Origin of the sequence: Pseudomonas sp. UMAB-40 (genome assembly GCF_900095275.1) — a bacterium.
Taxonomy (GTDB): domain Bacteria; phylum Pseudomonadota; class Gammaproteobacteria; order Pseudomonadales; family Pseudomonadaceae; genus Aquipseudomonas; species Aquipseudomonas mandelii_B.
Genome location: NZ_LT607551.1, coordinates 153648 through 174660 on the forward strand (window position 1 = coordinate 153648; position 21013 = coordinate 174660).

Below are 21013 nucleotides of genomic sequence, written 5' to 3' on the forward strand. Positions count from 1 at the left end.
GCAAAAAGCCAATTTCGGCGACACGTGTCGCCAACATGTCGTCCGCGGCGACACGTTCCAAAGACGTGTCGCAAAAAGTGAAAAATTGCGACACGTTAATCAGTGCGACTCAAAACGCCCCGATAGACTCGGGGCGTTTTTATGCGTGCCATTTTTATGGTGCGACGTTACTGGCTCGGTTGTTACATGGCGCGTCCAACACCTTCACCACATCATCAATGATCGCCTTGCTCATATCCTGTAAGTAATGCGATGCCCAGGCGTGCCGGTCGGTGTCGCGAACCATGGCCGCGTCTGACGCGAGCAGTTTGGCGACGTGGAGCAGATCGGAGGCGTGGGAGAGGGCTGCAATGACCGGGACACCGGCGTTGATGCGGAAGAGCGGTTCGTTGGCGTGGTAGGAGAAAGGGGTGAGGCCGATGGTTTTGAGGTCTTGGGGGTTGGTCATTGGGCACCTCCGGTTTTTGGGCGGTGGTGGGTGATGACAGGCGTAGCAAAGAGGGAAGTTTTGAACGGATCAATAGCGTGCATTTGCAATACTCCAAAATCAAAGTAGAGCTGCCGCGTTCGTTCTCAGGCGAATGGGTGGCAGCTGTGCGCAGGCTGAGAAACCGGTATGCACGACCCGGCAGACCCGAAGGTCTCCCACGCACAGCCGCCATTGCACGGAAATGCAGGCACAAAAAAACGCCGGCAATCGTGATTTAGGGCGCTGGTGCGCGCGCATATTACCCGGGTTCTCAGGCCCGGTCGCTGAATTGGCAGCGACGGGTTGAAGGTAGCTTGAGGGGGGCGGATGCGCAATCGTGGCTAGGTGGTGGCGTAGGGTGAGAGCTTCAGTGATTTACTGGTCCTGAGGCTTGGGAATGCGTGAATGACCCACGTCTAACCTGACGCCGGCTTCATTCTCTTCGACGCCAGGCTTTTGAGGGCAATCAGTGACGATCGATAGCTCCACTTCCCCCACCATTTTGTTGGCGATTTCCTCATCGTGCGTGACATGGAACGGGCTGTCGAAAAATCGAATTGTCATGAACGGTGCTCCATTTTTTGGCGATATCTAAATGTTGCTGTAAATGTAAGTTGGCCGATCAATCATTTTTGATGCAAACAGTTTTAGTGGCTCCCAGCGAGGAAATCATTACACCAGGTAACTAATGATGTTCCCGCCCCCACCTTTATCCCCTCCAGCGAACTCCATACATTGAGCTCCAACGCCGACCCATTCATTCCGAAGGGAAGGTCACTTGGAGAGTCCTCATGCCTTTCGTAAGCGTACGCATCACCCGCGATGGCGTTACCTCTGAGCAGAAAGCTCAGGTGATCGCCGAAATCACTGAAACCCTGGAGCGCGTCCTGAAGAAGGATCCGCACCTGACCCACATCGTGATCGAGGAAGTCGACACCGATAACTGGGGCTACGCGGGCATCACCACCACTAAGTACCGCAAGGAACTGGCAGAGGCGGAGGGCAAGTCATGACCGCGTCCGTCTCCATCGATTTCATCTCCGACGTGGTGTGCCCGTGGTGTGCATTGGGTGCGACGGCGCTGGAGCAGGCGATCGAGAACGTGGCCGGTGAGATCTCGGTGGAGCTGACCTACAAGCCCTTCGAATTGAACCCGGACATGCCGGCAGTCGGCGAAAAAGCGGTCGAGCATTTGATGCGCAAATATGGACGGACCGCCGAGGACGTCGCCGCTGGCAAAGCGATGCAGATCGAACGTGGCGCAGCCCTTGGCTTCAAGTTCGATCTGGAGAAGCGCACCCACTTCTACAACACGTTTGATGCGCATCGACTGCTGTTGTGGGCGTTGCAGGAAGGGCGGCAGGTCGCTCTCAAGAAAATCCTGTTGCGCGCTTACTTCACCGACGGCCAGAACCCGAGCGATCGCGAGACGCTGGTTCGCCTGGCGGCTGAAGCGGGACTGGATGCAGCGGCGGCTCAAGAGGTGTTGGCGTCCGGCGCGTTTGCCAAAGAAGTGCGTGAGCTTGAAGCGTTTTACCGCCAGCACGGCATCAACTCGGTTCCGGCCATGGTGCTGAACGGTCGTCACCTGGTATCCGGTTCGCAGTCGGTCGAGTACTACGAACAGATGTTGAGACAAATGGCCAAGGCCCCCGCCGAAGCCTGATTACTTACTTTTTCAAACCATCATTTATTAGTAGAGGTTCATCATGAGCAATTCGAAGAAAGTCATCGTTATCACTGGCGCATCCCAAGGCCTCGGCGCCGGCATGGTCAAAGCTTTCCGTGATCTGGACTACAAAGTGGTCGCCACTTCGCGTTCGATCAAACCGTCCACCGACCCGGACATCCTCACCGTGGCCGGCGACATCGGCGACCCGGCAGTCGCGCAGCAAGTGATCCGTGAAGCCATCGCCCGTTTTGGCCGCATCGACACCCTGGTCAACAACGCAGGGATCTTCGTCGCCAAGCCGTTCACTGCTTACACCCCTGAAGACTACGCTGCAGTGCTGTCGGTCAACCTGAATGGCTTCTTCTACATCACCCAACTCGCGATCACCGAGATGGAAAAACAAGGCAAAGGCCACGTCGTCAACATCACCACCAGCCTGACAGACCACGCAATTGACGGTGTGCCGTCGGTATTGGCCTCGCTGACTAAGGGTGGTTTGAACTCTGCGACCAAGTCCCTGGCGATTGAATACGCCAAGCGCGGGATTCGGGTGAACGCGGTTTCCCCTGGCATCATCAAGACCCCGATGCACGGCGAAGAAACCCATGCAGCGCTGGGCAGTCTGCACCCGGTCGGCCACATGGGCGAAATCAGCGACATCGCTCAGGCAGTTGTGTATCTGGACAACGCCAACTTCGTCACCGGCGAAATCCTGCACGTCGATGGCGGTCAGAGCGCTGGTCACTAAGACCTCGTTGACTTGTCCACAGCGCCGTCGATCACTATCGACGGCGTTTTTATTGGAGAACGCAGCATGAACAACCACGCTCACAAGGTCTTCCTGATCACCGGCGTCAGTTCAGGTTTCGGCATGGCCTTTTCGCAAGCAGCGCTGGCGGCGGGACACACGGTGGTTGGCACGGTGCGGCGCGAATCCGAGCGCGCCGCGTTCGAAGCGCTGGACGCCCATCGCGCTAAAGCGTTCGTGCTCGACGTCACCGATTTCCCAGCCATCGAACCGCTGGTGGCTGACATCCTGTGCGAGGTGGGGCAGATCGACGTACTGGTGAACAACGCCGGCTATGGGCACGAAGGCATTCTCGAGGAGTCGCCACTGACTGAAATGCAGCGCCAGTTCGACGTCAACGTGTTTGGCGCGGTGGCAATGATCAAAGCAGTCCTGCCCGGCATGCGTGAACGGCGCAGCGGGCATATCGTCAACATCACCTCCATGGCCGGCTTCATCACCTTACCGGGCATCGCTTACTACAGCGGCAGCAAATTCGCCCTTGAAGGCGTCAGCGAAGCGCTGGCCAAAGAAGTCGAAAGCCTGGGCATCCACGTTACCGCCATGGCACCTGGCTCATTTCGGACCGAATGGGCGGGGCGCTCGATGATCCGATCCGGTCGCACCGTTAGTGACTACGACGCGGTGTTCGATCCAGTGCGCAAGGCGCGGGAAGAGAAGAGTGGTCAGCAGGCCGGTGATCCGCACAAAGCTGCCCAGGCGTTACTGACACTGGTCGCTGCTGAAAAGCCGCCGGTTCATCTGTTGCTGGGTAAGGATGCGGTGAGGTTGGTGCGTGAAAAGATTGCGCAGCTTCAGGCAGAAATTGATGCGTGGGAGCATCTTGCGGTTTCGACGGAGTTTGAGTGACTTGCTGGCCGGTGGATAAAAATCCAGAACCCAGAAACAACAAAGCCCTCCTACTTCTACGAGGGCTTTATTGTTTGGTGTTGGCACCAGATCTGAAAAATAGATCTGAGAATCATCTGGGCACCCCCCACCTCTCGTAGATGTCGAGGGATCCCATTCGCTACAGACAGAAAAGCTCCACATCTTCGTCGTCGGGGACTTCGTCCGTAACAATCACTCGTGCGTGTGCGCTGTGTTCGTCCTCCATGCGCAACCCGAAGTAGCGGGTATCGTTGGCGTCCCAAAATGCCTCTATCTGCGCCATGGGTGCATGTTCAAGCAGCACCTCGGCGCTGTGCTCCAAGATGATCGAGTAACGTCGTTCGGTGTTCATTACAAAGGGGCTCGCAACGGCGGAGAGAAGTGGCAGGTTGTGCATCAGCACTGCTGTCATTATGCCGCCTCACTGATTTTCGACCGTAACCGCTCATCGTTTCGGTGATGTATGTAGACAGCCGGTGCCAGAATTGGATGCGTCGATTCGGAGCGAGAGGGGCGGAAGAGGAGCGAACACGAAACGGGGAGCGAGCAGGGGAAACTCAGGAGCGTAAAATCCATAAACGAAAAAGGCCCACCTTTCGGTGAGCCTTTTTCGGTATTGCGTATGGTGCCGGCACCAGGAGTCGAACCCGGGACCTACTGATTACAAGTCAGTTGCTCTACCAACTGAGCTATACCGGCGTGTTAGGGCGACGATTATAGCGATTGGGTTGGTTCTGTAAACCCCTGAATTCAGACTATTTTTACGCAGCCTTCAAGTCAGGCTCGAAGGAGTGTTTTCTTGAGTTTCTGAAGGGCTTTCCAGGTTCGACTGTTTTGCATCGCTCGCAGCTGTGCTTCGGCCTGTTCAGCGCGTTGCAGGGCGGCGGCGAGCTGGTGTTCGGCGTCGCTGACGGGGTGGCTGAAGTTGTGGCCTTTGCAGAACTGGAACTCGTCCAGGTTGCACGGCGGGATGTCGAAGGCAGGTTTTAGGTTCAGGTGTTCGTTGGCCAGGTAATAGGTGTTGATGCCGTCGAACAGGATGGACTGATAGCCGGCGTCGGTGACGAGGGTTTCCCAGGTCTGGTCGCGGTCCCATGGGGTTTCGATGAGGATGACCCACGGCCGCCATTGGCTGAAGTCCATGCCGCGCAGGACGGTTTCTTCGTGGCCTTCGACGTCGATTTTCAGGAAGTGGATCTCGCGGCCCTGGGCGTGTTCTTCGCAGATGGAGGTCAGGGTGCGGGATTGGACGGTTTGGCTGCGCACGTCCATGCCGGCGTCTTTGTGCATTTGCGCCATGGCCGGGTCGAGGGTGGAGAGGCCGGTGCCGGCGATGCCGTAGAAGGTCAGGTCGTTGGCGCTTTCACCGGCCACGCATTGCAGGTTGGTGTCGTTGGGGCGTTCCTGGCACAGAGCGTCGTAGTAATTTGGCATCGGTTCGACGTTGATGCCGGTCCAGCCACGGTCATAAAAAGCTTTAGTCACGGAGTCGTGGGTGGGATGGTTGGCACCGACGTCGATGTAGAAGCCGTTTTCGACAGTTTTGAGGGCGCGCCACAGGCGTATGTCTTCGAAATTCTGTGCGTAAGAAATGAACGTCACTGTGGCTTCCTGTCTGTCAGAGATTTCTTGTTCGTGAGCGCACTGTTGGCGCTCTTGTCTGCCTGTATAACAAGGGTGGTCGCGGCACGCAATTTTCCGCCGAACGCGACCGGGTTTCGGCGGTTATGTCCTTTTCGTCGGATGCTTATGCACAACGGGCGCACTCGGAAGTATCGCTCATGACATTTTTGCGGACCCATTCTCATTTGTACGCAAATGCCTGTTTTTCTCGGTTTTTTATCATGTGTACGAAAATTGAACAGTAGCGTTTCACCCCTGAAACAGGCGCTTATATTGGATCCACGATAATTTCATCAACAGAGTTATCCACAGGCTGTGGCTTTTTATGGACGTTCCGCCAGGAACAGGAAATTGCGCGGCGTGAGCGGGGTTTCGCAGAAGGTGCCGAGGCGAACGGTGTAGCCCTGATCGGCCAGGAAAAGTGCCCGATCGAGTACCAGCCAAAGCTCTAGCGGGCGTCGGAAAAGGCCGCGCAGCAACTCCAGATTGCGCACTTCGGCAAGTCGCTGCCAGCCAGCGGCTTCGAGTGCTGACCAATCTTGCGGGCCGATTGTGGATAACTCTTTCAGTGCGGCCAAATGATGGCAGTAGTCGGCGAAGGTTTTATCCAGCCAGGCACTCGGTAGGGAGGGAGTTGGCAGGTACTCGTCAACGCCACGCAGTTGTCTTTGCAGCAGGTCGAAGCCGAGGCGCCGGGCCATGGAAGTGTCGCGCTGACGTCTGACACGAGCCCCGGCGGTGACGGTTTCGCTCATCGGCAACGAGAGATCGTCGAGGGAGAGTTGTAGGTCGGATCGCAAACCGGCCGAGGAAAGCGGTTGGTACGCAGGACGACTAATCCGGTTATAGCAGCAGGGCGCGATGGCCAATTGTTTACAGCCTGACGCACTGGCGAGCTGAATGAGCCGCACGTGCAAATCTCCGCAGGCGTGCAGCGCTACTGGCGTGTGGTCGGGACTCAAGAAAGACGCAGCGTCAGCCGCGAGCACATCCTGTTCAACATGCAGCGCATGCAGGTGATGGCGTTGACTGAGGGCCTGGCCGCTGGACACCAGCGCCGGGTCGTATTCCAGACACGTCAGTTGTTGGCCGTGTTGCAGCAACCGCCGACCCAAGTGGCCCTTGCCTGAACACCAATCCAGCCAATGCCTGGGCGGCGAGGTAAACGACAAGCGACTGGCGAACGCTTCAATCTGCTGCCACTTGCGTCCGGGCACATCGACATTCAATCGATGCCCGGCCGCTTCCAGTGCATGCGCCGGCAATTCGCCCACCGAACTCAACTCAAGGGACAACGCCGCCAACGCAGTAAACGGCTGCGGCGCGTCCAGCAAACCGGGTTGGTTATGGCTACTTTCCGCGTCCTCCAGCGACCGGCTGCGTAGCCACAATGCCAGTTCCGGGTAGGACGCTTCCCAAGGAAGCTGCAGATGAGTAAACGGACGAGGCTTCCACAACGCCTGATGCTCAATCAGAAAAGCATCCAGCGCCGTGAAACGGGCGAGTAGGGCCTCGCCCGTCAGCACGTGGGAATCAACGCCCTTGGCAGGCATCGACGCGCAACCAGCGCTCCAGCAGCTTGAAGCCGCGCACCAGCACGTAAGCCATCAGCAGGTAGAACATGCCCGCGGCGAAGAAGATCTCCACCGGCAGGTAGGTCCGGGCAATGATGGTGCGCGCCATGCCGGTCAGTTCCAGCAGGGTCACGGTGCTGGCCAGTGCGCTGGCCTTGAGCATCAGGATCACTTCGTTGCTGTAGGCCGGCAGGCCGATACGCGCCGCACGGGGCAGGATGATGTAGAACAGCGCTTTTGGCCGGGACATGCCCAGCGCCCGCGCGGCTTCGATCTCGCCTGGCGGGATCGCCTGAATCGCGCCGCGCAGAATTTCAGCGATGTAGGCCGCCGTGTGCAGGGTCATGGTCGCCGTGGCGCACCAGAACGGATCGCGCAGGTAGGGCCACATCGCGCTGTTACGGATCGCATCGAATTGCGCCAGGCCGTAGTAGACGAGGAACAGCTGAACCAGCAACGGCGTACCACGGAAAAAGAAGATGTAGGCGTAGGGAAATGCCCGCACGTACCAAAGCCGCGACGAGCGCGCGATGCCCAGCGGAATGGCCAGCAGCAAACCCGCGATGACGGCGATGGCCACCAGTTCGAGGGTCAATGTTGCGCCCTGAGCCAGTTTCGGCAGCCACTTGATGATGACTTCCCAGTTCATTGGGTGCTCCTCGCGAAGCCGCGAGCGGCACGTTTTTCCATGAAGTACATGCCCGTCATGGCCAGAATGGTCAGACCCAGGTACATGAACGCGGCCACCATATAGAAGGTGAACGGTTGCTTGGACACGGTCACGCCGATTTGCGCGTGACGCATGATTTCTTCCAGGCCGATCACCGACACGAGTGCGGTGTCCTTCATCAGGATCATGAACAAGTTGCCCAAACCGGGCAGGGCGATGCGCCACATCTGCGGCATGATCAACCGGGTGAAGATGCGAAACTTCGACAGGCCCAGCGCAACGCCGGCCTCACGGTGACCTTTGGGAATCGCCAGGATCGCCCCACGAAACACTTCCGTGGCGTAGGCGCCAAAGCACAGCCCCAGCGCAATCACGCCGGCGGCGAAGGCATTGAGCTCGAGGTCGGGATTGCCGAAAAACTCACCCAGTGCACGCATCAGGTTGACCGTACCGAAGTAGATCAACAGCACCCAAAGCAATTCCGGGATGCCGCGAACCAGTGTCGAATAAGTGCCGCCAAGCCATTGCAGCGGCTTGTACGGGGAAGTCTTGGCCAAGGCGCCGAGCAGACCGAGCACCAGCCCCAGGCACAAGGCCGAGAGTGCCAGTTTCACAGTCATCAGCGCGCCAGCGGCGAGCGCCGGACCGAATCCGTAGAGATCGATAGTCATGGATTTCTTTTCAATGTGCAGCAGGCAATGCCAAGGACTGGCGCCGTCAGAGAACGGCACCGGCCAGGCAAGTCAGAATCAATAGATGCTGAACGGGAAGTACTTGTCGTTGATCTTCTTGTAAGTGCCGTCCTCGACGATTTCTTTCAAGGCCAGGTTCAGCTTCGCGCGCAGGGTGTCGCCTTTACGTACAGCGATACCGATCTTGTCGCTTTCTTCCACCGGGTCGCCCTTGAACTCATACGAACGACCGGCGTCGCTTTTCAGCCATTCGTAGTTGACGTACTTGTCCGCCAGGATGCCGTCCAGACGACCGGAAGTCAGGTCCAGGTAAGCGTTTTCCTGGGTGTCGTAGAGTTTGACTTCAACGCCGGGCATGTTGTCTTCCATCCAGGTGCCGGCGAGGGTCGCACGTTGTGCGCCGATCACTTTGCCCTGCAGGGAATCCTTGTCGGTTTTGAACTCTTTGTCTTTTGGCGCGATGAACTGCAGCTTGTTGGAGTAGTACGGGTCGGTGAAGTCCACCGCTTGCTTGCGCTCGTCGGTGATCGACATCGAGGAGATCAGGAAGTCGAACTTCTTGGCGTTCAGGGCCGGGATGATGCCGTCCCAGTCGGACGTGACCACGGTGCAGTCGACTTTCATCTTGGCGCACAGGGCGTCGCCGATTTCTTTGTCGAAGCCGACGACATTGCCACTGGCATCTTTGTTGTTGAACGGCGGGTAGGCCGCTTCGATGCCCATCTTCAAGGTTTCGGCCATGGCACCGGCGCTGAACGCCAGGGTGACGGCTGCGGCCAGAAAGATTTTTTTGTAGTTCTGCATGCGGGTAGCTCCGTTAGCGGTTGCTGGACATGAATTGTTTGCAGCGCGCCGAAAGCGGGTTGTCGAACACCTGCTGTGGCGATCCTTGCTCTTCTACCAGGCCCTGGTGGAGGAACACCACCTCGCTGGACACCTGACGGGCGAACCCCATTTCGTGGGTGACCAGCAGCATGGTGCGGCCTTCTTCGGCCAGTGCGCGGATGACATTAAGTACTTCCTGGACCATTTCCGGGTCAAGGGCGGAGGTGGGTTCGTCGAACAGGATCACCTTGGGCTGCATCGCCAACGTGCGAGCGATGGCCGCGCGTTGTTGCTGGCCGCCGGACAGTTGCGCCGGATAGGCGTGGCGTTTGTCAGCGATACCGACCTTGGCCAGCAGGGCTTCGGCGACTTCGATGGCTTCGGCTTTGCTCTGGCCGAGCACCCGGCGCGGGGCTTCGATGATGTTGTCGAGCACGCTCATGTGCGGCCACAGATTAAAGTTTTGAAACACAAAACCAATCTCGCTGCGCAGGCGGTTGATCTGCTTGCCGTCGGCAGCCACCAGTTCGCCGTTCTTGGCGGCTTTGAGCTTGAGTTCTTCACCGGCCACCAGGATCTGGCCCTGGTGCGGGTTTTCCAGCAGGTTGATGCAGCGCAGGAATGTGGACTTGCCGGAACCGGAAGAACCCAGGATCGAGATCACGTCGCCGTCGCGGGCGGTCAGCGAGATGCCTTTGAGCACCTCAAGCTGTCCGTAGCGTTTGTGCAAGTTGCGGATTTCAAGCGCGGGCGTGGCCTCAGCCATGTGCGTTCCTCATAGTGTTTCGCTCCTGCTGTTGGTTGGCCTTCCTGGCGAGGCGGCCAAGCTAGCATAGCGTCTGAATGGCAGCCAACAGCGCTACGGGCGGTAAACGGGTGGCATGTGGCAGGTTGTCGCATCGGTACAGCAGACTGTCGCGCTGCTATCAACCGAACAGCCGTTTGAACCAGCTGCCCTGCGGGTGTCGCGTAAAAAAGGGCGCGATGGTGCCAGCTTTGACGGGGTGTTGGAAGCACTAACCGGCCAAACGTTCCTGATCTGCACTTTTATTGTGCGTCGACTCATTTTCGGGTGTGTTTCCGGTGCGCTGGTTCGTTCTTAAAGTGGGTCGCAGGGTAACGCTCTGGCAAATTGCCATTAATCTCAAGGACTTGCGATGACTGTCCGGTCACGCCACAAGCCCCGTGCTTGAGGAGTTTGAAACATTTTGGCGCAATTATTGCGTGCGGAATACGGAACGCCCTGTTGGTTTCTTTTTACGAGAAGGAACGCCAGACAGGATGGATGCACATCGCTTTCCCTTACAAAGGTAGTTTCAATGAGCAGTACCCCAAGCTCCAATGGCCTCGAACAGGGGCTCAAACCGCGTCATGTGACCATGTTGTCGATCGCCGGGGTTATCGGCGCCGGCCTGTTCGTCGGCTCCGGCCACGCCATCGCCGCCGCAGGCCCGGCCGTGCTGTTGGCCTACGCCGCCGCCGGTGCCCTGGTGGTGCTGGTCATGCGCATGCTCGGCGAGATGGCCGTCGCGTCGCCCGATACCGGCTCCTTTTCGACGTACGCCGATCGCGCGATCGGTCATTGGGCCGGGTTCACCATCGGCTGGTTGTACTGGTGGTTCTGGGTGTTGGTGATTCCGCTGGAGGCCAACGCCGCCGCGACCATCCTGCATGCCTGGTTCCCGAATGTGGCGATCTGGGCCTTCACTTTGGTCATCACTTTGCTGCTGACAGTGACCAACCTGTTCAGCGTGAAGAACTACGGTGAGTTCGAATTCTGGTTCGCCCTGGTCAAAGTCATCGCGATCATCGGTTTCATCGGCCTCGGCATCATGGCGATCTTCGGCTTCCTGCCGAACAGCCAGGTCAGCGGCGTTGCCCATCTGTTCGACACCCAGGGCTTCCTGCCAAACGGCATGGGCGCGGTACTGGGCGCCATTCTGACCACCATGTTTTCCTTCATGGGCACCGAGATCGTGACCATTGCGGCCGCGGAATCGAAGAACCCAGGCCAGCAAATCTCCAAGGCCACCAACTCGGTGATCTGGCGGATCGGCTTGTTCTACCTCGTGTCGATCTTCATCGTCGTGGCCCTGGTGCCATGGAATGACCCGGTCCTGGCCGCTGTCGGTTCTTACCAGACCGTGCTTGAGCGCATGGGCATCCCGAATGCCAAGTTGATCGTCGACATCGTGGTGTTGGTTGCTGTGACCAGCTGCCTGAACTCGGCGCTCTACACCGCATCGCGCATGATGTTCTCCCTGGGCAAGCGCGGCGATGCACCAGCCGTTTCCCAGCGCACCAACAAAAGCGGCACGCCGTACTGGGCCGTCATGCTGTCCACCGGTGCAGCCTTCCTCGCTGTGTTCGCCAACTATGTGGCCCCGGCTGCGGTGTTCGAATTCCTGTTGGCCAGTTCCGGCGCCATCGCGCTGCTGGTGTACCTGGTGATCGCGATTTCGCAACTGCGTATGCGCAAACAGCGTATGGCTCGCGGTGAAAAAATCGCCTTCAGCATGTGGCTGTTCCCGGTCCTGACCTACGCGGTGATCATCTTCATCGTCGCGGCCCTGACCATCATGCTGTTCCAGGACGCCCATCGCGTGGAGATCCTCGCGACCGGTCTGCTGAGCTTGTTGGTTGTGGCTGCTGGCTTGTTTGTGGCGCGCCGTCGTCGCAACGAAAAGCTGATCGCAGCAGTAGCGCGCTGAGTGTCCTGATTCAAGACAAGCGCTGTTGAAGCATAGAAACGACCGCCATCAGAAATGATCGCGGTCGTTTTTGCTTTCATTCAGGTGAGTTACGAGTGGCTATCTGATGGACAGGATGATGGCCAGATAGTAGCCTTCTCGCCGAATGTGTATCTCGCTGTTGCGGGATACGATGGAGTTTCAGGACACGGATTGTTCGACGCCCCCAGCCTTCCTGGCTAAAGCCCCGGACCCTTTCTTGCCTGCTCCCTCATCTGACGCGAGTCACAGATGCATTTGCGTGTGCTTGCGTTTAAACGAACTGCATGGAGATAGCCCGGCCATTCAGCCAACCCATTGGGGCATCAAGGAGTCAGGCATGGCGTTTACATCGGTTGTGTTCAAAAACCCTAACACCGGAGCCATGAAAGAAGCGCCAATCGGCTTCTCGTGGACTGTGTTTTTCTTTGGCTTTTTCCCGGCCTTGTTCCGTGGTGATTTCAAGTGGGCAGCGATCATGTTCGTCGTGGCCTGCTTCACGTTCAGCCTCAGCAACCTGGTGTTCATGTTCATCTACAACAAGCTGTACGTGCAGGACCTGATCGGCGCCGGTTACAAGGCTCAATCCATCGCCAAAGGCGATCTGAACTATGCCAGCGCCAAGATCGGTATTGAAATTCCGCGTCTGGAAGGTGTTGCTGCCTGATTGTTGTTTTGAAGGTTGTAAAAAAACGGCCGCTGTCAGTGATGACAAGCGGCCGTTTTAGTTTTCCCAGGCGAGTATTTATTCGCTCTTTTCTTCCTGCGCATCCAACGACTGACGATAGCTGTCCAGCGCATCGCCAAAATCAGTGATGAACTGCGGATCGGTCAGCCACGCCTGTGCGGCATCGCGGTCCATGCCATCGGTCCACATGCGGTAGTCGATCAGCATGTCGGCGGCCAGGTGAGTGGCAGCCATGGCTTCATTGTCGGCGTTTTCCATGTCCAGCAGTTCTGGATGGTCGCTGATGATCCCTGCGAGGTCCGATAGCAGGATCTTCAGCATGTCGCCACGGCTGATGGCTTCCGCGTCGCGCATTTTGCTGAACATCGCCAGGGTGTATTCCGGGATCGGCTCGCCGATTTCGCCCAGATCATCGTCTAGCGCGGCGGGTTTGCGGCCGTGGATGTTGATTTGCTTGGCTTTGATCTTGGCGCGTTTGGCGCGTTTTTGCTGCTTGTTCAGGGATGCCATTAAATTCCGTTCGCTTTCTGTTGGGTTTGGGCCGCAATGATGTCGGACGCCGCGACGTAGTCAGCCTGGAAGGCCGGTGATTCGATCCACGCCAGGGCGCCGGCCTCATCGACTTCGGTGGACCATTGGCGATATTCGATCAGCGCCGCGAGGATGAAATCCATCGCGCCTTCTTCGCCTTCCTGCTCGTACACCAGTTCCAGCAGCGGGTCTTCGAGGAAGGCCACGCACGTCGCTTGCTGGCTGGTTTTTTCCGCGTCGATCATTTTCTTGAACAGTTCGGTCAGGTCCACCGACTCGAAGTCGATGCGATCGTCGTTCGGGTCCAGCTCGACCGGCGCGACGGCCCGTTGGGTGCGGTTCTGCTTGGCCTTGGCTTTGGCGCGGGAAGCGCGTTTGTTCTGCTTGTTGGCGGATGCCATGGGTGTCGTTCCGTCATTCGGTGAGAGGGGCGGGTCAATCAGTTGCGTGGCACTCGCCGCCCGGGTATATCGGGGGCCAGTTCGCCGGTCTGCAACCAGGACAATGCAATGGGCCATAGTGTGGCTTGGTATGCGCTGCGAAAAAAGGCGAAATGTCCGACTTCTTCTTCGCCGATGTCTTCGGGGGTGATTCGCAGGTGGGTGTTTGTACTGCCGGTGAAGTAGCCGAGCAGACGTTCAATGGCGGCAATCGTACCGTAAGGATCGTCGCTGATGCTGATCGCCAGCGTTTTTGCGGTAACGGATGCAAAGGGAAGCCGACCGGTCTTCGCGTGCATGACACGACCACTGGGCCGCGTTTCGTAGCGCGCAGTGGGCGTGCTCCAGTCGCGAACCACCGCGGCGGGCGTGTCCTCCAGCCAGCCGAGACGCTTGCCGGGGAAGTAGCCGTACAGCAGGGTCATCAGCGGCATCACCACATGCCACTTACCGAACATTCGCCAGCGATGAGCGGGCGCATAGTCGCGCCAGTAAGCGAATTGCGCGCCGACCGTCACCAAGTGCCGAATCAAATGCCCGGACGCTCCCAGGCCCGCTGCACAGCCTCCAAAGCTGTGGCCGACAACGTCGATGGGTTGGCCGGGGAATTCGCGCTGCGCGCGGTTGAGCATCGCCTCGAAATCCAGCGCGCCCCAATCGGACCATGACGCCTCCAACCCTTTCAACGACATTGGGCGCGACTCGCCGATGCCGCGGTAGTCATAGGTGATGACATCGAAATCGTTGGCGAACAGGTAGTCGGCGAAGCGCGAATAGTGCCGGCAACGAACCGAGGTGGCCGCGTTGATGATGACGACTGGGCGCGCGACGTCCTGAGAGGCGTGCCGCCATGTGAAGCCGCCGAGGATGAAGCCGTCTGCGGCGGGCTCCTTGAACGGTTCGCCAGCAGTGTCGGTGGTCAGCGGCAATTCGATCTGAGTCGGTGACAGTGAAGGCATGTCCTGCAAATTCATCGGCTTTGGACCTTTGCGGGTAGTTGCCAACGATAGTCCTCACACCGCTTGTGAACAATGCGCCCGTCGTTTTACAACGTTCGATTGTGTTGTCGGTCCTCAAGCACGGCGCGTTCCCGATCCAGCTCCGCACGAAATTCCTCTTCGCTCGGCAATACCAGCTTGTACTTACTGGCGAACAGTTGCTCGTTGCCCTCCAGCACTGAATAGCGCACCACCGATTCATCTTTCTGAGCGCAGAGAATGATGCCGACGGTGGGGCCGTCCTCCGCTCCGCGTTTGAGGTCGTCGTACATCCGCACGTACATGTCCATCTGGCCGACATCCTGGTGGGTCAGTTCGCCGCGCTTTAGATCGAAGATAACGAAGCATTTGAGCAGGTAGTTGTAGAACACCAGGTCGATGTAGAAGTCTTTGCTGTCGGTGCTGATGCGTTGTTGGCGGGCGATGAAGGCAAAGCCTTTGCCCAGTTCAAGCAGGAAGGCTTGAAGCTGCTGGATCAGTGCTTGTTCGAGATCGGTTTCCTGGGTCAGGCCCGCGTCGGGCAGGCCCAGAAATTCCAGCATTACCGGATCCCTGATGAAATCTCTAGGGTGTGCGTTCATTTTCTGGATGTTGATTGCGGCTTCCTGTTTGACGGCGGGGCGGTCGCGACTTGCTAACAAACGTTCGTAGTACAGGGTGTTGATCTGGCGTTCCAGGGCGCGGGATGACCAGTTTTGTATGGCAGATTCGTACATGTACCAGTGACGGGCGTGTTCATTATCGACACGCAGTAGCCTGCGGTAGTGGGTCCAGCTCAATTCGGAACGCACTGCGTCCCAAATTGGAAAGGTCTGATAAAAGTCCCGCATATAGCGCAGGTTGCGTTCATCAAAACCTTTTCCAAATTGCGTAGTAAGAGTTTTGGCCAGTGTTGGAAGCAAGCGCTTGCCGTAGGCCGCCCGCCGAGCCCCTTCCTGCTCGAACTCGACAATATGCCGTCCAATCTGCCAGCACGTTTGCACCTGAACGGTATCGACCGCTCGCAGCACCTTCTGGCGTGCCTGACGTATCAATTCCCCAAGGTCTCCCACCAGAGAGGCGAGTTGGGGGTCTTTAGTGATTTCGGTTTTGACGATGCTCATGAAGTCTTCCGCAGCTGGAGGAACAGGCGAAAGAGGATGGCAAGAAAGTGCAGGGCGGCGATGCCGGGCGAAGCCCGGAAATCCGCAGGAAATACCGGATTCGTTTTGCAGGAGCAATCCGACTGGAATGCGTGCTTGAGGAATACAGCGTGTAGTCCGATTCGCAGTGAGCTCAAGTCCCAATCAATCTAAAACTTGAGCAATCAGCGAGAAATCTAAAAGGAGTAAAGATTGGGTTCTGTGGAGCCCGGGAGTCACCATCATGAAGTCCATCCATTCCCTAATGTTGCCTATCGCCACCGTCGGTGTGCTGATGTTTGCCGTCATGTCAGGGGCCGCGAGCCTTGAGCCCATCGACAGTTCAGGCGTACAGATTCAGCGGCAGGAACAGAACGGGATTACCTATTTGTCCGGCGGTATTGGCGAGGATGAAGCGAAGGCCATCCAGCAATCGAATGGCTATAACCTGCACATGACCTTCTCCATTGGAGCGGAGGGCAAATATGTACCGGATGTTGAATTGGTTATCCAGGGTGCTCAAGGTCAATCAGTACTGACACTCAGTCAGGCAGGGCCTCTGGTTTACGTCCAGTTACCGGCTGGCAAGTACACCGTGGTCGCCACCCGTAATGGTGAGGCAAAGCGCGACACGACAGATGTCGGCAGCGCTGGCGTGCGTAATCTGGTGTTCAACTGGAAGGGTGATGAGTGACGGTGGCAGTCCGTGGAGACTGCCCCTCGCCAGTTGATCAGGCTTGCGTCGTTTGGCCGCGCAGGATCAGTTGTTTACGCTGCTCTTCAGGCAAGTCGTTGATGCAGTAATTCACGTAAAAAATGTTCAGGAAGAAGGTGTAGAACCCGTTCATGCGCAGGTCGATTTTGTGCTCGTTGAGGGCGTATTCCGACAGCGCGTTTTTTGCCTTGAAGGCCCACACGATGTACAGCGCGTTCAATGCGATCAGCAGAATGCCGGAAAGTGAGTCGAACAACACGTCGCCCAGGTTCGACAACGCGCCGCTCCAGCCAAGGCAGACGGCGACCCAGATAATGTAAGTGTCGTCTGCCACTTTGATTTTCGTGGTTTCGTTGATCTTCTGGTTGCTCTTGTACAACCACAACAGCAAGTAGATCCCGGCGGTCGCAATCGACAGCAGGACCATGTTCAAGGTTTTGGTGTTGATCTTGTCTTTCAGTTCGTTGATGTCGGACATAACTGTTCCATGTTCAGGACTTTCGAGAAGGGAGCGTGCCTGGAAGGCTGGCTTCGTGTCGTCGAACAGGGAAGGGCAGTGTTTTGCGGGGAGGGGTGAAAAGCACGCACTCCTTGCGCTGTCTCTATCCTGTATCGACTGATTCGGATGCGGGGGCATCGGGATCAGTTGGCTTTATTCCATGCACGCGGAAAATCATAGCATGGTGCCATCATCAAGCCAGCGTACTAAAGAGTGATTGTTTTTCTGGCGTCTGTGCTGCGCTGGACCGTCGTTATCAAATCTCAGGCATAAAAAAAACCCTGAATCTTGCGATTCAGGGTTTTCGGTATTTGGTGCCCAGAGACGGAATCGAACCGCCGACACGGGGATTTTCAATCCCCTGCTCTACCGACTGAGCTATCTGGGCAACGGGGCGCATTAAACGGGTTTTTCAGGGGGTCGTCAAGCAAGTTTTCAAAAAAAATTTAACTATTACCGTCGCTTACGTTCCGACCCCCGATAAATCGGGATTATTCTGCCGGCGGAACGTAGCCGTCAGCCTTGGCGTATTCCTCGCCAGAGAAGTACTTGTCCATCTCGCCCTGAAGGTATTTGCGGTCTTCGGCGTTCATCATGTTCAGGCGCTTTTCGTTGATCAGCAGGGTCTGGTGTTTCTGCCAGTCGGCCCAGGCCTTGGCCGAGACGTGGTCAAAAATGTCCTGACCTTTGGCGCCCGGGAATGGAGCGCGCTCCAGGGCGGGCAATTCTTCTTTGTACTTGCGGCACATGATGGTGCGGGTCATGACAACTCTCCTGCGTTCAATACGGCGGCCGCGCGTTCGAGCAAGGTTTTGACCGGGGCGGCAAGGCCCAGGCGCGGCGGGGTGGCGAGGTTATACCAGAGCCAGTCGGCCTCGGCCACGTGATGGCCGGCCTCCTGGACCTGAACCAGCCAGGGTTCGATGGACAACTGAAAGTGGCTGAAGGTGTGGACCAGGCTCGGCAGCGCTTGTTGGCTGCCCAGTTCCAGCGAGTGTTGCGTGGCCAGATGTTGCAGGTCGTCGAGGTCATCGAGTTCCGGCAGGCTCCACAAACCGCCCCATAAGCCCGTAGAAGGCCGGCGATAAAGCAGAATCGCGCCTTGGCCGTTGGCGAGCATCGGCATCAACGTGCGCTTCTGTGGCACGGTCTTGCGCGGTTTGGGGATCGGGTAGCGGGTTTCCAGGCCGAGCATGTGCGCTTCGCAGCCCTTTTCCAGCGGGCACAGCAGGCAACTCGGTTTGCTGCGGGTGCAGAGCGTGGCGCCCAGATCCATCATCGCCTGGGTGTAGGCGTTGACCCGATCATGCGGCGTGAATCGCTCAGCGTTCGCCCACAGCTGTTTGGCGACCTTCGGCTCGCCCGGATATCCCTCTTGCGCGGTAAAGCGCGCCAGCACCCGTTTGACGTTGCCATCGAGGATCGGCGCCCGCAGGCCCATGCTCAGGCTGGCGATGGCGCCGGCCGTGGAAAGGCCGATGCCTGGCAGCTCGACAAGCTTTTCGACATCTCGGGGAAACTCGCCGCCGTACTCGGCCACGACAATCTTCGCGGTCTTCTGCAAATTGCGCGCGCGAGTGTAGTAACCGAGGCCGGTCCACAGGTGCAGCACTTCGTCTTCAGGCGCGGCGGCCAAGGCCTCGACCGTCGGCAACGAAGCCATGAAGCGGTCGAAGTAATTCAGCACGGTGCTGACCTGGGTTTGCTGCAGCATGATCTCCGAGACCCACACCCGATACGGCGTGATGCCTTGTTGCCAAGGCAAATCGTGACGGCCGTGGCGGTCGTACCAGTCCAGCACCGCCGTTGAAAACTGCTCGGCTTTCATCGCTTGAACAGCCCCTTCAACGCATTTTTCAGTTCAGGGCTGACCTTGTCGCCAAGCTTTTCGTCGATTTTTTCGCTGAGTTTGTCGCCCGCCAGTTTGCTCGCGACCTGGCCCATGCGTTCGTTATCGAGACGGCACGCCTTGGCGCCCAGTTCCAGCGGGCCACGGCAGCGCAGCGGCCACTCGATGCCGACGAACTTCTCGCCGACCTGGCAGGCCGGGTCTGGCATGTCGCTCTTGTCGCCTTCGACGACGATGCCCACGCGGTAATCCATGCCCAGCACCCGCAGGTCGACGTCGCCGTCACCCTTCACGGTCATGCCCGGGATGCGCACTTTCAGGTCCGGGTTGCTGGCCACGCCGTTGCGCAAGGTCAGGTTGCCCTTGAGCTCCTGGAACGGTGTGTCCTTGCCCCGTGGCTCGCCGCTCAGGGATTTGCGGTTCAGGGTGGCGATACCTTTGCACAGCTGTTGCTCAAGATTGGCATTGAGCAGCACGCCGTTATTGATGACGAAACTGGCGTTGCCGTTGAGGCTGTCGATCAGTGCTTGCTGGCTATTGCCGCTGCCGGTCAACGCGCTGTTGAGCGTCACCAGGCCTTTGACCGGCGGATTCTTCCCTTGGCTTTCGAGGATTTTTTCCACCGGCACTTTGGTGATACGCGTCTGCATGTTCAGCGCCGGCACTTCCTGGCGCACGTCCAGGGTGCCCTTGGCTTCGAAGTTGCCGCCGTACAGGTCGCCGCGCAGGTCCTCCAGGGTCAGCAGGCCGCCCTGGCCGGAAGCCTTGAGCGCTGCGTTCTGGATCGGCAGCTTATCGAGGGTCAACTGGCCGAAGGTCAGGTCGGCCTGCACGTCGAGCTTGCTCAAGCGTTCTACCGGCAACAGGCGTTCGGTGCTCCATGCGGTTTTGGTTGGTGCGTTCGGTAGCGGTGTGCTGCCGGCGCCTGCCATGGCATCGGCTTCGGTGCTGGCGACTTCGGCCTGACGCACTTGCGTCGCGCTACTGGCTTCGGCGGATTTCGGTGGCAGGTAACGGTCGACGTTGAAGGTGTCAGCCTTGAGGGCTGCGCGTAGCGATTGCTTGGCGAAGTCCTCGACAGCGATGCGGCCGCTGAAGGTGCTGTCGTCGACTTTCAGGTTGAGGTTGTCGAGCGACAGGCTGGAAGGCGTGCCCGCCAGGCGGCTGACCAGTTCGACTTTGCTCAGGCTGCCTTCGGCCATGGCCGGGAGTTTCTGGCCAATGCTGTCGACGAATTTCGCCAGGTCGAACTGGGCGATCGAAAGGCCGCCGCTGATTTGCGGCGTCTTGTCGAGGTCGTTGACCTTCAGTTCGCCCAGTGCGCGCAATTGGTTGGCAGAGATCTTGATGCCGGTCCATTCGGCGACGTTCGCGGCTTTATCCAGCAGCAACTGGCCTTGGGCAGCGAAGGTCATGGTCTTGCCTTGCAGCGGATCGCCGGCGACTTCGCCGGAGAGCTTCATGTCCTCGAATTTGTAGCGCTGCAAGGCGCGTTCGAAACGCAACTCGCCATTGAGCTCGGTGCGTACACGCAAGACCGGCTGATTGGTGCCGAGGAACGCGGTGAGTTTGACCGGAATGTTGGTCGAGTCGTGGACCGGGCCGGTACTCAGCTGAATGCTTTCGGCGCTGAACTGCTTGCCGGTCTTCTCGTCGTTGTATTCAACGCGCGCGTTGTTGACGGTCAGGCTGTCGATATCCAGGCGAATCGGCTGGGCCGGTTTTTCCGCCTGGGCGGTGGTGGCCGGCGCAGGTGCAGGTTCGCCAGCAGTGGCCGGTGGCGTGGCCGGGGTGGCTGGCGCCGGGGCCTTGCCGATGTCTTCCCAATTGCCGTGGCCGTCCTTGTCGCGGTTCAGGCGCAGGTTAAGGCCTTCGACGCGCACGTCACTCATCTGCACTTCGCGGCGCAGCAGCGGCAGCACGCGCACGGACAGGCCAAGCATCTGCAAGTCGGCAAACGGTTCGGTGGGTTTGGCCAGGGTCGCGACACTGGCTTCGTGCAATTCCAGGCCAAGCCACGGGAACAGGCTCCAACCGATATCGCCATTGAGCGTCAGCTCGATGTGGGCCTTGTCGCGGGCAATCTGGCGAATCTCGTCTTTATAGTCGTTGGGATCGAAGAGGTGGGTCAGGGCAAAGCCCAGCGCCACAATGATCAGCAACAGCCCGAGAAGTACCAGACCCAGGATTTTGCCGAACGCTTTCATGGGCGAGTCCTTGTAGTTAGTCGAATTCGAAAT

Annotated in this window: 24 protein-coding genes and 2 tRNA genes; 7 read left to right on the forward strand and 19 right to left on the reverse strand. The window is 58.2% G+C overall.

What is annotated here, in order from left to right; translation table 11 throughout:
• Positions 1-154: 154 nt before the first annotated feature.
• Complete coding sequence (locus K0F88_RS00745) at positions 155-448, reverse strand: DUF3077 domain-containing protein (RefSeq protein WP_094469611.1); 294 nt, start codon at positions 446-448, stop codon at positions 155-157.
• Positions 449-844: 396 nt separating this feature from the next.
• Positions 845-1033 carry a hypothetical protein gene (locus K0F88_RS00750; protein ID WP_109627434.1) on the reverse strand — a complete coding sequence of 63 codons (189 nt, stop codon included), beginning with the start codon at positions 1031-1033 and terminating at the stop codon, positions 845-847.
• A 227-nt stretch (positions 1034-1260) separates the two neighbouring features.
• Between K0F88_RS00750 and K0F88_RS00755 the strand changes: the two genes are divergently transcribed.
• The 4 genes from K0F88_RS00755 to K0F88_RS00770 all read left to right on the forward strand — a co-directional run bounded on the left by K0F88_RS00755 (position 1261) and on the right by K0F88_RS00770 (position 3798).
• A complete protein-coding gene (locus K0F88_RS00755; RefSeq protein ID WP_094469609.1) occupies positions 1261-1482 on the forward strand; it encodes a 4-oxalocrotonate tautomerase family protein in 222 nt (73 codons plus the stop codon).
• The gene (locus tag K0F88_RS00760) at positions 1479-2135 is read left to right on the forward strand and encodes a DsbA family oxidoreductase (protein WP_094469608.1); all 657 of its coding nucleotides are present in this window, start codon (positions 1479-1481) and stop codon (positions 2133-2135) included. Before K0F88_RS00755 ends, K0F88_RS00760 begins: the two co-directional genes overlap by 4 nt.
• Before the next feature lie 43 nt (positions 2136-2178).
• Positions 2179-2889: an SDR family NAD(P)-dependent oxidoreductase gene (locus K0F88_RS00765; protein WP_094469607.1), complete on the forward strand. Its 711-nt coding sequence runs from the start codon at positions 2179-2181 to the stop codon at positions 2887-2889.
• 66 nt (positions 2890-2955) lie between these two features.
• Complete coding sequence (locus K0F88_RS00770) at positions 2956-3798, forward strand: oxidoreductase (protein ID WP_219093273.1); 843 nt, start codon at positions 2956-2958, stop codon at positions 3796-3798.
• A gap of 160 nt (positions 3799-3958) precedes the next feature.
• On the opposite strand, the gene K0F88_RS00775 is transcribed toward K0F88_RS00770, so the two are convergent.
• From K0F88_RS00775 to K0F88_RS00810, 8 genes are all read right to left on the reverse strand, one after another.
• A complete protein-coding gene (locus K0F88_RS00775; protein ID WP_094469636.1) occupies positions 3959-4171 on the reverse strand; it encodes a hypothetical protein in 213 nt (70 codons plus the stop codon).
• 271 nt (positions 4172-4442) lie between these two features.
• Positions 4443-4518: transfer RNA gene (locus K0F88_RS00780), tRNA-Thr, on the reverse strand.
• A 78-nt stretch (positions 4519-4596) separates the two neighbouring features.
• A complete protein-coding gene (locus K0F88_RS00785) occupies positions 4597-5421 on the reverse strand; it encodes an FkbM family methyltransferase (RefSeq protein WP_094469605.1) in 825 nt (274 codons plus the stop codon).
• 344 nt (positions 5422-5765) lie between these two features.
• The gene (locus K0F88_RS00790) at positions 5766-6995 is read right to left on the reverse strand and encodes a methyltransferase (protein WP_094469604.1); all 1230 of its coding nucleotides are present in this window, start codon (positions 6993-6995) and stop codon (positions 5766-5768) included.
• On the reverse strand, positions 6976-7665 hold the full coding sequence (locus K0F88_RS00795; protein ID WP_219093275.1) for an ABC transporter permease: 690 nt from the start codon (positions 7663-7665) through the stop codon (positions 6976-6978). Before K0F88_RS00795 ends, K0F88_RS00790 begins: the two co-directional genes overlap by 20 nt.
• On the reverse strand, positions 7662-8357 hold the full coding sequence (locus K0F88_RS00800) for an ABC transporter permease (protein WP_010464638.1): 696 nt from the start codon (positions 8355-8357) through the stop codon (positions 7662-7664). Before K0F88_RS00800 ends, K0F88_RS00795 begins: the two co-directional genes overlap by 4 nt.
• A 78-nt stretch (positions 8358-8435) precedes the next feature.
• Positions 8436-9182 carry an ABC transporter substrate-binding protein gene (locus K0F88_RS00805; protein ID WP_219093278.1) on the reverse strand — a complete coding sequence of 249 codons (747 nt, stop codon included), beginning with the start codon at positions 9180-9182 and terminating at the stop codon, positions 8436-8438.
• A 13-nt stretch (positions 9183-9195) separates the two neighbouring features.
• Positions 9196-9969 (reverse strand): ABC transporter ATP-binding protein, encoded by a 774-nt coding sequence (locus K0F88_RS00810; protein WP_027922189.1) that lies wholly within the window; start codon positions 9967-9969, stop codon positions 9196-9198.
• A 553-nt stretch (positions 9970-10522) separates the two neighbouring features.
• On the opposite strand from K0F88_RS00810, the gene gabP reads away from it, so the two are divergent.
• Both gabP and K0F88_RS00820 read left to right on the forward strand, forming a co-directional pair.
• Positions 10523-11914, forward strand: coding sequence for a GABA permease (gene gabP, locus K0F88_RS00815; RefSeq protein WP_219093281.1), 1392 nt, complete (start codon positions 10523-10525; stop codon positions 11912-11914).
• A 358-nt stretch (positions 11915-12272) separates the two neighbouring features.
• Positions 12273-12599, forward strand: a complete 327-nt coding sequence (locus K0F88_RS00820; RefSeq protein ID WP_094469599.1) for a hypothetical protein — start codon at positions 12273-12275, stop codon at positions 12597-12599.
• 78 nt (positions 12600-12677) lie between these two features.
• Here the strand turns inward: K0F88_RS00820 and K0F88_RS00825 are convergent, their stop codons facing one another.
• From K0F88_RS00825 to K0F88_RS00840, 4 genes are all read right to left on the reverse strand, one after another.
• Complete coding sequence (locus K0F88_RS00825) at positions 12678-13130, reverse strand: hypothetical protein (protein ID WP_219093285.1); 453 nt, start codon at positions 13128-13130, stop codon at positions 12678-12680.
• Entirely contained in the window at positions 13130-13552 is a 423-nt protein-coding gene (locus K0F88_RS00830; protein WP_094469597.1) for a hypothetical protein, read from the reverse strand. Before K0F88_RS00830 ends, K0F88_RS00825 begins: the two co-directional genes overlap by 1 nt.
• Before the next feature lie 38 nt (positions 13553-13590).
• Entirely contained in the window at positions 13591-14565 is a 975-nt protein-coding gene (locus K0F88_RS00835) for an alpha/beta fold hydrolase (protein ID WP_219093287.1), read from the reverse strand.
• Between the two features lie 71 nt (positions 14566-14636).
• Positions 14637-15692: a YhcG family protein gene (locus tag K0F88_RS00840; RefSeq protein ID WP_219093290.1), complete on the reverse strand. Its 1056-nt coding sequence runs from the start codon at positions 15690-15692 to the stop codon at positions 14637-14639.
• Between the two features lie 262 nt (positions 15693-15954).
• On the opposite strand from K0F88_RS00840, the gene K0F88_RS00845 reads away from it, so the two are divergent.
• Positions 15955-16404 (forward strand): carboxypeptidase regulatory-like domain-containing protein, encoded by a 450-nt coding sequence (locus K0F88_RS00845; protein WP_219093292.1) that lies wholly within the window; start codon positions 15955-15957, stop codon positions 16402-16404.
• Positions 16405-16441: 37 nt separating this feature from the next.
• Here the strand turns inward: K0F88_RS00845 and K0F88_RS00850 are convergent, their stop codons facing one another.
• The 5 genes from K0F88_RS00850 to K0F88_RS00870 all read right to left on the reverse strand — a co-directional run bounded on the left by K0F88_RS00850 (position 16442) and on the right by K0F88_RS00870 (position 20980).
• Positions 16442-16903, reverse strand: coding sequence for a DUF4234 domain-containing protein (locus K0F88_RS00850; RefSeq protein WP_094469593.1), 462 nt, complete (start codon positions 16901-16903; stop codon positions 16442-16444).
• A gap of 333 nt (positions 16904-17236) precedes the next feature.
• Positions 17237-17312 (reverse strand) — tRNA-Phe (locus K0F88_RS00855).
• A 103-nt stretch (positions 17313-17415) separates the two neighbouring features.
• Positions 17416-17688, reverse strand: coding sequence for an oxidative damage protection protein (locus K0F88_RS00860; RefSeq protein ID WP_010464608.1), 273 nt, complete (start codon positions 17686-17688; stop codon positions 17416-17418).
• Positions 17685-18752 carry an A/G-specific adenine glycosylase gene (gene mutY, locus K0F88_RS00865; RefSeq protein ID WP_219093295.1) on the reverse strand — a complete coding sequence of 356 codons (1068 nt, stop codon included), beginning with the start codon at positions 18750-18752 and terminating at the stop codon, positions 17685-17687. The genes K0F88_RS00860 and mutY overlap by 4 nt, the downstream gene beginning before the upstream one ends.
• Positions 18749-20980 carry an AsmA family protein gene (locus K0F88_RS00870; RefSeq protein ID WP_219093298.1) on the reverse strand — a complete coding sequence of 744 codons (2232 nt, stop codon included), beginning with the start codon at positions 20978-20980 and terminating at the stop codon, positions 18749-18751. Before K0F88_RS00870 ends, mutY begins: the two co-directional genes overlap by 4 nt.
• Positions 20981-21013: the final 33 nt, after the last annotated feature.